Source organism: Bacillus sp. V2I10, from assembly GCF_030817055.1.
In the GTDB taxonomy this organism is placed as follows: Bacteria; Bacillota; Bacilli; order Bacillales; family Bacillaceae; genus Bacillus_P.
Genome location: NZ_JAUSYV010000001.1, coordinates 3699439 through 3712850, shown reverse-complemented (window position 1 = coordinate 3712850; position 13412 = coordinate 3699439). Strand labels below are relative to the sequence as shown.

17 protein-coding genes are annotated in these 13412 nt (G+C 40.2%); 13 read left to right on the top strand and 4 right to left on the bottom strand.

Annotated elements, in window-relative coordinates:
* Positions 1-175 precede the first annotated feature (175 nt).
* A complete protein-coding gene (locus QFZ72_RS18735; RefSeq protein WP_307439858.1) occupies positions 176-1213 on the top strand; it encodes a CAP domain-containing protein in 1038 nt (345 codons plus the stop codon).
* Positions 1214-1457: 244 nt separating this feature from the next.
* Here QFZ72_RS18735 and QFZ72_RS18730 read toward each other — a convergent pair whose 3' ends face one another.
* Positions 1458-1940 (bottom strand): PaaI family thioesterase, encoded by a 483-nt coding sequence (locus tag QFZ72_RS18730; protein WP_307436264.1) that lies wholly within the window; start codon positions 1938-1940, stop codon positions 1458-1460.
* A gap of 175 nt (positions 1941-2115) precedes the next feature.
* Between QFZ72_RS18730 and ylbD the strand changes: the two genes are divergently transcribed.
* From ylbD to QFZ72_RS18705, 5 genes are all read left to right on the top strand, one after another.
* On the top strand, positions 2116-2511 hold the full coding sequence (gene ylbD / locus QFZ72_RS18725; protein ID WP_307436261.1) for a YlbD family protein: 396 nt from the start codon (positions 2116-2118) through the stop codon (positions 2509-2511).
* Positions 2512-2525: 14 nt separating this feature from the next.
* The gene (locus tag QFZ72_RS18720) at positions 2526-2765 is read left to right on the top strand and encodes a YlbE-like family protein (RefSeq protein ID WP_307436258.1); all 240 of its coding nucleotides are present in this window, start codon (positions 2526-2528) and stop codon (positions 2763-2765) included.
* A gap of 94 nt (positions 2766-2859) precedes the next feature.
* Positions 2860-3282, top strand: coding sequence for a hypothetical protein (locus QFZ72_RS18715; RefSeq protein WP_307436255.1), 423 nt, complete (start codon positions 2860-2862; stop codon positions 3280-3282).
* 61 nt (positions 3283-3343) lie between these two features.
* A complete protein-coding gene (locus tag QFZ72_RS18710; RefSeq protein ID WP_307436252.1) occupies positions 3344-3793 on the top strand; it encodes a YlbF/YmcA family competence regulator in 450 nt (149 codons plus the stop codon).
* A gap of 451 nt (positions 3794-4244) precedes the next feature.
* On the top strand, positions 4245-4517 hold the full coding sequence (locus tag QFZ72_RS18705; RefSeq protein ID WP_223443315.1) for a YlbG family protein: 273 nt from the start codon (positions 4245-4247) through the stop codon (positions 4515-4517).
* 511 nt (positions 4518-5028) lie between these two features.
* On the opposite strand, the gene QFZ72_RS18700 is transcribed toward QFZ72_RS18705, so the two are convergent.
* Positions 5029-5409: a DUF7147 family protein gene (locus tag QFZ72_RS18700; RefSeq protein WP_307436250.1), complete on the bottom strand. Its 381-nt coding sequence runs from the start codon at positions 5407-5409 to the stop codon at positions 5029-5031.
* Between the two features lie 421 nt (positions 5410-5830).
* On the opposite strand from QFZ72_RS18700, the gene rsmD reads away from it, so the two are divergent.
* Both rsmD and coaD read left to right on the top strand, forming a co-directional pair.
* Entirely contained in the window at positions 5831-6400 is a 570-nt protein-coding gene (gene rsmD / locus QFZ72_RS18695; RefSeq protein WP_307436247.1) for a 16S rRNA (guanine(966)-N(2))-methyltransferase RsmD, read from the top strand.
* Between the two features lies 1 nt (position 6401).
* Positions 6402-6884 carry a pantetheine-phosphate adenylyltransferase gene (coaD, locus tag QFZ72_RS18690; RefSeq protein ID WP_307436244.1) on the top strand — a complete coding sequence of 161 codons (483 nt, stop codon included), beginning with the start codon at positions 6402-6404 and terminating at the stop codon, positions 6882-6884.
* Between the two features lie 136 nt (positions 6885-7020).
* Here the strand turns inward: coaD and ylbJ are convergent, their stop codons facing one another.
* Entirely contained in the window at positions 7021-8232 is a 1212-nt protein-coding gene (ylbJ, locus tag QFZ72_RS18685) for a sporulation integral membrane protein YlbJ (protein WP_307436241.1), read from the bottom strand.
* A 175-nt stretch (positions 8233-8407) separates the two neighbouring features.
* On the opposite strand from ylbJ, the gene QFZ72_RS18680 reads away from it, so the two are divergent.
* Positions 8408-9208, top strand: coding sequence for a patatin-like phospholipase family protein (locus QFZ72_RS18680; RefSeq protein WP_373464609.1), 801 nt, complete (start codon positions 8408-8410; stop codon positions 9206-9208).
* Positions 9198-10217, top strand: coding sequence for a SepM family pheromone-processing serine protease (locus QFZ72_RS18675; protein WP_307436238.1), 1020 nt, complete (start codon positions 9198-9200; stop codon positions 10215-10217). The genes QFZ72_RS18680 and QFZ72_RS18675 overlap by 11 nt, the downstream gene beginning before the upstream one ends.
* A gap of 34 nt (positions 10218-10251) precedes the next feature.
* Here QFZ72_RS18675 and QFZ72_RS18670 read toward each other — a convergent pair whose 3' ends face one another.
* Positions 10252-11481, bottom strand: a complete 1230-nt coding sequence (locus QFZ72_RS18670) for a nucleotidyltransferase (protein WP_307436234.1) — start codon at positions 11479-11481, stop codon at positions 10252-10254.
* A 229-nt stretch (positions 11482-11710) separates the two neighbouring features.
* Here QFZ72_RS18670 and QFZ72_RS18665 point away from each other — a divergent pair, with 229 nt between their 5' ends.
* The 3 genes from QFZ72_RS18665 (at position 11711) to QFZ72_RS18655 (ending at position 13371) form a co-directional block, all read left to right on the top strand.
* Positions 11711-12232 (top strand): YceD family protein, encoded by a 522-nt coding sequence (locus QFZ72_RS18665; RefSeq protein ID WP_070879066.1) that lies wholly within the window; start codon positions 11711-11713, stop codon positions 12230-12232.
* Positions 12233-12308: 76 nt separating this feature from the next.
* Positions 12309-12482 (top strand): 50S ribosomal protein L32, encoded by a 174-nt coding sequence (gene rpmF / locus QFZ72_RS18660; RefSeq protein ID WP_029285043.1) that lies wholly within the window; start codon positions 12309-12311, stop codon positions 12480-12482.
* A gap of 130 nt (positions 12483-12612) precedes the next feature.
* Positions 12613-13371, top strand: coding sequence for an enoyl-CoA hydratase/isomerase family protein (locus QFZ72_RS18655; RefSeq protein WP_307436228.1), 759 nt, complete (start codon positions 12613-12615; stop codon positions 13369-13371).
* The last annotated feature ends 41 nt before the right edge of the window (positions 13372-13412 follow it).

Genomic DNA, 13412 nt, shown 5'->3' with positions numbered 1-13412 from the left:
CATAAGCTAGAAAAATTTTATTGCAAACATCTTAATTGAAAAAAGCTGCCATTTTTGATTAAATGACCTATAAAAGGATATACTATCTGCCAATCTTGTGAAATACTGTTTAGTAGTATAATGAATCTAATGGTTCATATAATGGGTAGAAATGAGTGACCTGGAGGGATTTAAGCTGAGCAGTATATTAAAAACCGTTTTTTTATTGCTGGTTATTTTTATTACTTATATTCTTTTTATTCAATATGGAAATAAGGAACCGATCAAACAAATAGATGAAAATGAACAAATTGCAAAAGAATCAAATGAAGAATTAAATATGCCGGATTCAGGTGTTCTTTCTTTTGTCGGAAAATCTTCCAGTGAGATCATTGAAACGCTTGGGGAACCTGCAAGGAAAGATCCTTCATCCTATGACTACGAATGGTGGATTTATAACCAGAACGATCAGCAGTACCTTCAGGTTGGGGTACTTGATAACAAAGTCGCCACGGTATATGCCATCGGGCCAGAGGTAAATGTAAAGCCGTACAAATTAGGCCAGCCTGTCGGTGAGGTTTTTAAAACAAATTCGATATCTTCAAGTATATCAATAGATTTTGACGGCAATTCTTACCGATTTGAAATGTCTGAAGAAGATATGAATACGAGACCAATCGTTAAAATGGGAGACGTGTATGTTCAGCTTTATTTAGATAAGTTTGATGGCGAACTTTCAAGCGTCAGAGCTTTAGATGAAGAAACATTAGTAAAGCAGCGTCCTTATGAGGTGGTTTACCGGGGTGAACTCATTCAGCCCAAACAGCTTAACGCGGAAGAATGGAAGGCTGTTGAAAAAGGTGCAGAGAATCAAATCCTTGATCTGACGAATATCATTCGGAAACGGCACGAAATTCCTCCTGTAGAGTGGGATCAAATGACATCAGACGTAGCTTTTTTGCACAGCAGCGATATGCGTTCAAATGAATACTTTTCACATGAGTCCCCGACTGAAGGGTCGCTTGCAGACCGTTTGAAAGAAGGGGATGTAGCTTATCAGATGGCGGGAGAAAATATTGCAGCCCAATACATTGACGGAATAGCGGCGGTTGAAGGCTGGCTCAACAGCAAAGGCCACCGCGACACACTTTTGAACCCGGATTTTACGAGACTTGGTGTCGGAGTGAATGAGCTTTACTATACACAAAATTTTATCAGGCCTTTTAATGACTGATATTCACAACAAAAAGACATCCATAGCGGGTGTCTTTTCTGCTGAGTGAAAAATGGTATTCATGCGGCGGCAGAAGCTATAGCCGGAAGATTATCTATGCTTTTTTAAAAGCACGTCTCTCAGCATATCCTATACAAAGATGACAAACTTGAATTTTTTTTCCCGTTTATCGCCAAAATAGGTTTCGGTGTTTTTTGCTTTTTTCTTACAGAAATAACATGAGGGAACATTTCTTTCTACTTACTTATCGTTTAGGACGATCGATAATAAAAAAGCTTGCTGTACAATGAGCCATTAATTTGCCGTCATCACGGAAGACTTTGCCCTCAGTAACAACTGTTTTGCTGCCCTTATGGATAAGAGAGGCTATACATTTTAGTTCTGTGCCGATCCCTGGTGCAACATAATTAATTTTCATTTCAGATGTAACAGCAGCAAGATGGTCCGGCAAAACATGATGTACAAGCGATCCCATTGCAGAGTCTAGCAGTGTAGCAGTAATTCCTCCATGTACAATATGCAGGGAGTTTTGAATAATTGCCGTATTGGGAATGGTTAATATGAATTGATTTTCGGTATATTCACCTTGTGCATGCAGCAATGCACCTATGTATGATCCGTTTTCTTTGTCCGCTTTCTTTTTCAGCCCCTCAAGAAACAGCTTTAAAACCGGAACATCTTCTTCTTTTAAATCAGCCAATAAGCGCGTCAGTTCTTCCTTTTCCATCTCTCACCCAATCCTTTCTATCCTCCACTTCATCTTATCAGTACTCCCAAATATTGTGCAATCAGGATTTTTATAAAAACCTGCTCGAAATGGGAAAAGAGCATAAAATGGGCGAACCGTTTTCATACGGTCAAATAAAATATAGTAGGCGAAGGTAAGCAGAGGTGATCAGATAATGACAGAAAAAAAAGAACATCCTTCTATTGGAGAATTTAAGGAATTTGTAAAAAAACATCCTAAATTGATTACTGAAGTCAGAAAAGGCGAGAAAAAGTGGCAGGAACTATTTGAAGATTGGTATTTGCTTGGAGAAAATGATGTCTCATGGAAGAAGTACAGAGAAGAGTCAGATGAGTCTGAAAGTACGGCAGAAAAGAAGTCCGATTTTATGTCCAGGATGATGACAGCTGTAAAAAGCATGGATGCCAATCAAATGAATCAGCATTTGTATAATATGAACAACACCATTTCATCTATTCAAAACTTATTTTCAACTTTCGGGATTACAAAAGGCTCATCATCTAGTCAGTCGAACACACCAAACCATCCCTTTTCTTTCAGGAAAGATTGAGCAGGAGCGACAGCATGAGAAAAGAAATTCAGGAAATGATTGCAGCAGACAATGAATTAAAAAAATTTTTGCGGGAACAGCCGTATTGGTACAGAAAGCTAGCAAGAAATCCTCAAGATACAGAATCGATGAAACTTGCCATGATGAATTATTATCAAAAAACCATCCCGCATAAAGTAGCTCAGTTTTCAAACTCAGTACAAATGGCTTCCATGATGCTTGGGATGTTTCAGTCGATGAGGCAGCAGGATTGATTGAAAGAAAGTCTTCACCATGACTTTCTTTTTTTATTTAAAAACATATTTGATATAAATCTGGTGAAACTACCTCCATAAGGAGGCGTTGTCATTGATGAAACACTTTATGCTGCTGATTTTATTGCTCGTATCTTTAACAGCCTGCACGAATGAAAAGCCCCGTCCAGAAGGAAATGCTGTTCCCATGGAAATCAGCATAACACAACAGGATGCAGTTGAAGCAGGTGCTCAAACAGGGAGACAGCTTTTTGTCAATCATCATCTAAAAGGGCGCAATGTTTATATAGAGTGCTTTGTTCCCAATTTTACTTTTTCAGATGATCGCGGGAAAAAAGTAAATGGTGAAGGATACATGAATCTGTATGTTGACGAAAAAAAAACGGATGAAATACATACAGCTGCATTTATCATTAAAGGTTTAGAAAAAGGAACACATACGATTTCCCTTGAACTTTTGCATAATGATTCCTCGAAATATCACTTGAAAAAAACGTGGAATGTCACTGTTCAGTGAGATGCTGCATTTACCATTCCGGCAGAAACATGTTAAAATATAGCTGGAGGTGATGCCGTCTATGTTTGCTACTATAGAAAGCGTCAATTTAATCGACGAAGCTGAGCTTCTTGGGTCGTTAGTTGTTGAGTCAGAAATTGCGGAAGACTATCGCCGCACTTTAAATACATTAAATAAAGATAAATCTGCACAAAAGGTGATAGCCAAATTTGTTGAAATAAAGGATTTATACGAAGATGTCCAGCGTTTCGGCAAATATCATCCGGACTATAAAGAAATCACAAAGGCCATGAGGGAAGCAAAGCGCGAGCTTGATCTTCATGACGCAGTGATTGCCTTTAAAAAAGCAGAGAAAGAGCTTCAATCGCTGCTTGATGAAATAAGCGCCCAACTCGGCAGAGCCGTTTCGCAGCATATCAAAGTGCCCACAGGGAACCCGTTTTTTGATACCGGGTCAAGCTGTGGAGGGGGATGCGGCTCAGGCGGGGGATGCGGCTGCAAAGCATCTTAAAAAACGAGGCCAGTCCTCGTTTTTTAAGTTCCTTTTTTAAGACGGATACAGTCCTCGCACAAATTTCCGCAGCAGAACATTTTTTCCTGAGGCACATAAAAACGATGCCGAAATACATATAAATTCTTGTCTTCTCTGACAAAGATGCAATCAAACGTAAGACGTTTTCCCTTCATTGCAAAACGGGACTCTTTCTCAATCTTGAGCGTAATATCCGCGAGTTCCCTCCCGGAATTCACCTGGACATACAGAAACGGAATACCTGCAGCTTTTTTTATCCAGCATGAACATATTTCATCTGCATTCATCCTATCTAAAAATAATTGGACGGTATGGCTCAGAATCAAAGTATTCAGCTCCTTTTGCAGAGATGTTTTCAGGTGCTTATTGTAAAAAAATTAGAAAATTGGTACACTTCAAGTGGAGAATATAAAAAGGGAGATTATTTATGATGTTTGAAAAGCGTCAAGGCATTATCATCTGGATGCATTCCTTAAAGCAGATCAAAATGCTCCGTAAATTCGGAAACATCCATTACGTATCCAAGAAATTAAAGTATGTTGTCTTATATTGTGACATGGAACATGTTGAACCTACAATAGAGAAGGTATCATCCTTTTCATTTGTAAAGCACGCTGAACCATCATATAAGCCCTTTCTGAAATTGGAATTCGAATCGAAAATTGATAAAGCAAAAGAATATGACTATAAACTTGGTCTATAGAAGAAAAGCGTAATTCCATATTGGGATTGCGCTTTTTGCATGCATTCAAATGGCGAAAGAAGAGTTTTGAGAAGTTTAAAAGTGAAGCAGAAGAATAGCTAGTAAGGGAGAATTTCGGCTAAAAAATAGAAAATTAGTCCAGAAAGAAAGAAAATCAGCTAATTGATCAAAAGCTGATCTAAAAAAATAAAAAACGGATAATAAATTTATAAATTGAAAAATAAAAAGTGCATTTCGGCTAGAAAAATAGTGAATTTCGCTTTTCATTTTGTCCTGCTCTACTTCCCAACTCCTCGGCCAGAACGGTTCCGTCAGTAAAGGCAAAAAGCGCCTTTTCTGCCTGCGCCTTATCTGTCTGCCTGCGCTAACCGGGCGATTCCGAATTTCGTTATTGTCCAGCTCCATCGCCCAACTTCTCGGCCAGAACGGATCCGTCAGTAAAGGCAAAAAGCACCTTTTCTGACGGATCCTTATCTGTCTGCCAGCGCTAAACGGGCGATTCCACATTTCGTTATTGCCAAGGCGGCAAATAACGGTTCATTCTGAGAATGCCAGTCAGGTACTGAAAATATAATTCTTTTTCGGCAAATTGACTGGAGGATTTGACATCCAGCTCTATAATCGATTTCTCAAGCTTTTTTGCGAGATCTTCAAATAATTCACGGCGTTTGCTGCTTCCTGAGGAAATGCCTTCAAGGCATAAGTAAATAGCCTGGAAATGTCCAGGGTCTGTAGGATTCATAGTGACTGCAAAAGATGACATTTTTCTTTCATTTATCGTTGTATTCAGTATTAAAAACCTTGAAACACGATGAGCATTTGCCTGTGTGGTTTCAATTAATTCATACAGATCCGAATAGCCGGCTCCAAGCTCAATAAAGCGCTGTATCAAACTGAATTCCTCCTGTTCTTTCTTTCTCATCATAATGTAACATGTTTGATTTCAGTTAGATAGATGATGCCCTAATTTTTATCCGGAAAAAAGTTTATAGAAATGTATAGTGTGAACGCTATTGGTGGATAATGTATAGTAACAACATCGAATCGAAGATGTTGTTGCCAACCGCGGAGAAGACTTACGTTTCCCCATAAGTTCTTCCTCCGGTTTCTCCTCTCCCTTTGCCTTCTGCCCAAAAAAAGTCCGCTTTTTTTGGATTAGAAGGACCCTGCAGGTTTCCTGCGGGGTTTTTTTATTTGCCGATTGGTCAAGACCAGCGGGCACAGCTTTTCCATATTGTCTCTGCCCACGCACTATGATACGATAAAACAGGCTAAATTCTAGCAGCAAAGACAAAATAACAGTGGTGAGAAAGATGAGAGTAGTATCAGGAAGCTGTAAAGGGCGGCCTTTGAAAGCAGTGCCGGGTATGTCCACACGCCCAACGACGGATAAAGTGAAAGAATCGATCTTTAATATTATAGGCCCCTATTTTGACGGCGGGCTTGCTGTCGATTTGTTTGGCGGAAGCGGCGGTCTTGGGATTGAAGCTTTAAGCAGAGGCATTGATAAATGCATTTTTGTGGACAGGGAAGCCAAAGCAGTTGCAACTATACATAAAAATTTAGAAGCCTGCCATTTTCAGGATCAGGCAGAGGTTTACCGCAATGATGCGGAGAGAGCGTTAAAAGCCATTGCGAAGAGAGAGCTTGCTTTTAAGCTTATCTTTTTGGATCCTCCGTACAAGCAACAAAAATTGAAAGCGCTTATCGAATTGATTGATTCATTTCGTTTAGTGGAAGATGGAGGCATAATCGTGGCCGAACATGATGCCGGCATAACATTGCCCGATGAGATTGGTACCTATAAGCTCACTCGTTATGAATCATACGGCATAAGTGCAGTGTCCATCTATCTATATAAAGAACAAGGGATGGGGGAGTAAAATGGCAAGCATTGCTGTTTGTCCGGGAAGCTTTGATCCTGTGACGTACGGACATTTGGATATTATTAAACGCGGAGCAAAAGTATTTGATAAGGTGTATGTTTGTGTGCTGAATAATTCGTCGAAAAACCCATTGTTTAATGTGGATGAACGCTGTGAACTCTTAATGGAAGTGACAAAGGATATGCCGAATGTTGTGGTAGAATCGTTTAAGGGTCTATTGATTGAGTATGCAAACAGCAAGAATGCCAGCACGATTTTGAGAGGTCTGCGGGCGGTATCAGATTTTGAATATGAAATGCAGATCACTTCCATGAATAGGGTGCTCGATGCCAATGTAGAAACGTTATTTATGATGACGAACAACCAATATTCATTTTTAAGCTCAAGTATCGTTAAAGAAGTGGCCAAATACCGCGGCGATATTTCGGAGCTTGTTCCTAAAATAGTTGAAAAAGCGTTGAAGCAGAAATTTAACCGATAAAAAAGAGTGGCCCCTTAACTAGATTGCGTCTAATGGGGTCACTTTTTTTGATAAGAAAAAAATAAAAAACTGGGAGATAAATCTTGTAAATCGGTTGATATACCATTTAGTGCTTCGTCCATCCATCGCTCATATGTTAATTCCTTGAAATAACCCTCCCTGCATATATGAAAACATAAATGAACAACGAGGCAATCGTGATTATCGGTCCAATTTCAGTGAGAAGACTCCAGATGGACGCAAGAAGAACGGGGGTATCTTCTGTGAGAAAAACGGGCAGTACATAAACGTTTGAGGTTGCAAGTTCTAAATAAACAGGCTTCCAGAAGATCCATGCAAAGCATGCAGCATAGCCTCCCTGCAAAATTCTTGCGATGAAAAACGGCTGAAAGCGGATGTCCGTCTCTGCAAGAATACTTGCAACCTGAGCTTGTATCGACAAACCGCTGAAGCCGAGCAAAAAGCTTGTCACAATTGCTTTTTGGAGCAAGTCGACATCAGCCGCACTTGCCAGCTGACTTCCTAGTGTCATCTCAAACATACCTGATACAAGCGGAATACTGAGTTCAGCAGACAATTGAAAAAACGCGAGCAGCAAGGAAAAGGCTAAAGCGATGAAATCTGTTATCGATATTAGGGATAATAGTTTATTTAAAACAGAAAATAAAATAATGAATCCTCCTACCATCAGCAGCGTTTGGATAGAGGAAAGAACAGCATCGCCAAGCATTTTTCCAAATGGCCTTGTGTCATCGATCCGCGTCTGATGCATTTGTCTGAACGCTTCTCTTATGGACGGTCTCTTGTAGCCGGTTTTTGAGGAATCAGTCTGTTCCCGTCCGTGAAATCTCATGGTTAAACCCACAGCCAAGTTGCCGGAATAATGGGCGGCAGCCAGAAGCAGACCAAGAGCCTGATTGTTAAAAAATCCAATTGCGACGGCTCCGAAAATAAATAATGGATTAGAAGAATTCGTAAACGATACAAGCCTCTCAGCTTCAAGTGCCGTCAGCTGATTTTTTTTCCGCATCTCTGCCGTCAGCTTTGCGCCTGCAGGTGAACCTGATGCCCATCCCATTGCCCAGATAAAGCCTCCAATTCCAGGAACTTTAAAAAGAGGTCTCATGACCGGCTCTAAAAGCACACCAATGAACCTTACAATTCCAAAACCGATCAGCAGATGGGAAAGAATGAAAAAGGGCAGCAAAGACGGGAAAACGATACCCCACCAAAGCTCAAGCCCTGCTTTAGAAGCAGTAAAAGAAACTTTGGGGCTTATGATCATAGCAAATGCCAGGATGATCATTGAAAATCCCAGCACGAGTGTTTTTAGTTTAGCTGCGTTCAAAATATGTCCCCCTCTTGCTTCTTTCTATACTTTTCAAAGCGGATAATGATAAAATATAGTCAATCTTCCCTGTAGGGTTGTACACTCTTTGATAGTTCAATATACGAGAATAGGGGACCATTTTAGACCATAGAATTGACTAACGGATGAATTGACATTAGAGGAGGGTATCTCTTTGAAGAGAGAACCTAAAATTGGTCTTGCCTTAGGATCTGGCGGAGCACGCGGTTTTGCTCATCTGGGAGTATTGAAGGTACTTAGTGAAGAGGGGATACCGATCAGCATGATTGCCGGCAGCAGCATGGGAGCTTTAGTCGGCAGTTTTTATGCGACAGGGCTCGGGTTTGATCATTTATATAAGCTTGCCACATTATTTAAACGCAAATATTATTTGGATTTCACGGTGCCTAAAATGGGCTTTATCGCAGGAAACCGGGTAAAGGATTTTATTAAAGTTTTTACAAGAGGCAAGCATATTGAAGACTTGGATATACCGCTTTCGATTGTTGCAACAGACTTATACGAAGGAAAAAAAGTGGTTTTTACGAAAGGACCGGTTGCAGATGCCGTGCGGGCAAGCATCGCCATTCCTGGTATTTTTGTTCCCGAAAAAATAGATGGAAAGCTCCTCATTGACGGCGGAGTAATTGACAGGATTCCCGTTTCGGTTGTAAAAGAGATGGGTGCAGATCTTGTCATTGCTGTAGATGTTTCTCATGTGAAAAAGACAGAAGAAATCACCTCTATTTTCGATGTGATTCTGCAGAGCCTTGATATTATGCAGGATGAGCTTGTCCATCACCGCAAAATTGCTTCGGATATTATGATACGTCCGCATGTAGAGCAATATAGTTCAAGAGCATTTAAAAACATAAAAGAAATCATTGAGATTGGTGAAAACGAAGCAAGAAAGCATGTAAACGAAATAAAAGAGCTGATAGAGAGTTGGAAGGGGTCACAGCAAGATGAAGAATAACAAAGTAGTCAGGGCCATTTTAATAGGAGTGATCCTCGCTGCGGTCCTGAATTTTATTAAACTCCCTTATTACGTAACAAAGCCTGGCATGGCAACAGAGCTCGAGCCGATCATTGAAGTTGAAGGCGGCTATGAGGAAGAAGGCAGCTTTTCGCTTACAACCGTTGGATTCGGAAGGGCGAATATTTTTTCCTACATCCTTGCAAATGTCCTTCCTTATCATGAGCTTTTGCCGCTTGAAGATGTCGTTCAAGAAGGTGAATCAGATGATGATTATCTAAATAGACAAATGCATATGATGGAATCTTCTCAGGAATCTGCAGTGTCTTTAGCATATGAAAAGGCAGGCAAAAAAGTGGATTACAAGTTTCACGGAATCTACGTTATGCAGGTTGTTGAAGGGATGCCATCAGAGGGAAAGCTTAAAACAGGAGACCGCATTTTTAAAGTCGACGGGAAGGAATTTAAAACAGCCGAAGAGTTTATAGCGTACGTCAGCCAAAAGAAAAAAGGCGATAAGATAAATGTTACATATGACCGTAATGGCAAAGAAGGCAAAACCGAAATAACAGCAGCTGAATTTCCGGATAACAAAAAGAAAGTCGGGATCGGTATATCTCTTGTGACAGACAGAGAATTGATTACAGACCCTGATATTTCGCTTGATACAAACAATATTGGCGGTCCTTCTGCAGGCCTGATGATGACACTTGAAATTTATAATCAGCTGACGAAAGAGGATTATACAAAAGGCTATAATGTTGCAGGCACCGGTACGATTGATGAAAAAGGAACAGTCGGGCCAATAGGCGGGATCTCGCAGAAAATTGTTGCTGCCGACAAATCAGGTGCAGAAATCTTCTTCGCCCCGAATCAGAACGGAATTGCTGCATCAAATTATAAAGAAGCAGCCGCAACTGCCAATGATATTGAAACGGATATGAAAATTGTGCCGATTGATACGTTTGATGACGCGGTAGATTATCTTAAATCATTAAAAGAGAAATAAAAAAAGTGACTTCATCGCGAAGTCACTTTTTTGCCTATAAAAACAGTTTTTCTTTTTCGTCATATTGAACAGGTCTTGTTGAATATTCGCTGTGCATAAACTGAGACCGAAGCGGTTCAGGGAAAATCATGGCGTATACTGATGCTGCTTTTATGTCCAGATCAAGCAGCGGATGGCTGAATGCGGACAAAGTTGAAACGATTGGTTTATCAACCGATTTTTTTATCCTGTTTAAATATGTCCGTCCCTGCGAAGACATGCCGAGAAGTCTCAAATAAGGGGCTTCTGCTTTCTCGAGCTTCATTTGCTCCTTGGTTGTTCTGGTTAAAATATGAAGACAAAGACGCTGAAGCCTTGTCCACGTGTACCGTTTTGTTTTCAGCTGCTCCATAAAATCCTTAAATGATGCCGCCTGCTGAATGAGAGATTTAACCCGATTTTCAAGGCCTTCTTCCACTTCATAGATTTGTTTCAGTTCATCGTGTGTCATCGTGCAGATTGTATATTTCAGGAATCCGAAGTAATCCTCCCATTGATGAAAGGTGTCAAAATTATATTTATACTGCTTGAGATGATACAAGGTGGTTTCAGGTACAAAGGATTGGATATCTTTGTTTTCTTCTGAGAAAATGGCCTTGCGTATGCTTGTCGCACTTGCGATGGGGGTTTCATTAAATTCTTCATCATGATAGCCGGCAGCTGTACGTTTAATCGTGAGGGGGGATATAGCAGCTCCCTGTTTTTGAATGGCTTTTACATAGTGATAACCGAGTATATTATTCGGCAAAGATAAATCAAGCGCATGCCCGCCTGTATTCAGTGATTGATAGGCTTTTGTCTGAGCACTTGGATAACTTATCCCTTGTTTCATATAATACTTAATGGCATCCTGATAGTCTGAATCAAGTTCTTCAAGTGTTTCAGCCGTCTCCAAAAAAGGGAAGATGTCTCCATTCTCACTGCCAAAGCAAACCGAATCGCATTTTAATGCTTCCAATATGGAGATGGCGCCATCTGCGAAAATTTCTGCTTTTTGGGTCGCAAATGCATATGGAAGTTCAATGACAAGATCAGCTCCCTGCTGAAGGGCCATTTTAGCACGGCTCCATTTTGAGACAAGCGCAGGCTCGCCCCGCTGCAGAAAATGACCGCTCATTACGGCGATGACGGCATCAACCTCTGCATTTACCTTCGAAGCATGAAGGTGATAGAGATGGCCATTATGGAACGGATTGTATTCAACTACTAAACCAACTGCTTTCAAAAACATCCCTCCCTGGTTCTTTCTTTTCATTTTTTCTAATTAAATCATGAAACGTGAAGAGCATGAAGTCAAGTTTCTGCAAAAAAATAGGGATGAAAGATCTTAAAAAACAGCTTGAACATTTTGCATTAAAACAATATTCATGTATACTAAACACTGTAAAGAAAAAATATTGACAAATATTATTGCGAAAGCTATAATTACCTTTGTTGCCTTGAGGTGATACCATATGAAATGGTCTATTAATCAACTGAACCAACTGCAAAACAAGGGACTGCAAATTGATGAAACCGTCCAATTGACAGATATGAAAGGCGCGCTTTCTGAAATACGTGAAATTTCACCTGTTTCAGTAAAAGGCAGAGCAGATCTGGGCTCTTCTAAAGCAACTTTTCATTTGACGCTGACTGGCACGATGATTCTCCCTTGTGCAAGAACGCTAGTGGATGTTCCATTTCCGTTCGAAATTCATACAACTGAAACGTTTTTATTAAAACCGAATGCAGACTTCGAGATGGAGGAAGATGTCCATCACGTTCAAGAAGATATCGTTGACTTAATACCTGTTATTAAAGAAAACATACTTTTGGAAGTACCGATGCAGGTTTTTAGCGATTCTGTTGAAGGAAATGATCAGGCTGCCCCGCAAGAGGGAAAAGATTGGAAAGTTATCTCTGAAGAAGATAACAAAAACAAGATTGACCCGAGACTTGCCGGCTTATCGAAATTCTTCGATGATCAAGACAGCTAATGCTATTGTTTAGCACTTATATATAGGCTGTTTTAAACACAAAGTTTTAATGAAACTCTGTAAGGAGGTGGGAATAATGGCTGTACCTTTTAGAAGAACTTCTAAAACAAGAAAAAGACTACGTCGTACACACTTCAAATTGCAAGTGCCTGGTATGGTAGCATGCCCAAACTGTGGTGAAGTTAAATTAGCTCACCGTGTATGTAAAGAATGTGGAACATACAAAGGAAAAGAAGTTGTTAGCAAATAATAACTTCATTAAAAACGCAAGGATCTCTGATCCTTGCGTTTTTTTTATGAAATCTAAATATGTTCTAGTGCTTGGCCGGTCCTTTCTATAAAATAAAAGATATTCATCTTGTTCTATTAGGGGGATAAAAGTGGGGAAAGTATTAGCAAGCGAGAGAAACAGGATATTAGAGATCAAAATTAACCGGCCAGAACGAAGAAATGCAATTGATTATGATGTGATGAACGAATTAGAAATGATTTTGGACGAGGCAGAAGGCAATGAAAGACTGCTTGCGGCAACCATTACCGGAAGCGGCAGCAAGGCGTTTTGTTCAGGCGGTGATCTTTCTGTTTTCGGGAATATCACGACTGCTGAAGAAGCCCTGCATATGCTCTCTAAAATGGGGGATCTATTATACAGAATCATGACTCTTCCTGTACCGACATTTGCTATGATTAATGGAACGGCTGTAGGAGGAGGGATGGAAATAGCAGCTTCTGCTGATTTCAGACTAGTGAATGAAGAAGCGTCGCTTGGGTTTATTCAGGGAAATCAAGCGATTACAACTGGGTGGGGCGGAAGCACAATGTTATTTGAAAAAATGCAGCCTGATGCAGCCCTGTACATGCTCACGAGCGGACAAAGAATAAATTCAGAAAAGGCAAAAGAGCTTGGATTTGCTTCGAATATTTTTCATTCTGAAACATTTGAAGCAGATGCTTTGGATTTTATAAGAAAGTCTCTTATTCCTTATCCTGATGTGATACGAGGGTATAAAAGAGTTCAGATTAATAAATGGGTCCGTTCCGGCCTGAAAGAACGAATGCAGGAAGAAATCGCAAAGTGTGCAGAGCTATGGGCAGGTGAAGACCATCTTCGTGCTGTAAGGCGATTCTTCCAAAAATAGACAGTAAAAAACAGCTTGTAACCCTGGGATTTCTGTCATGT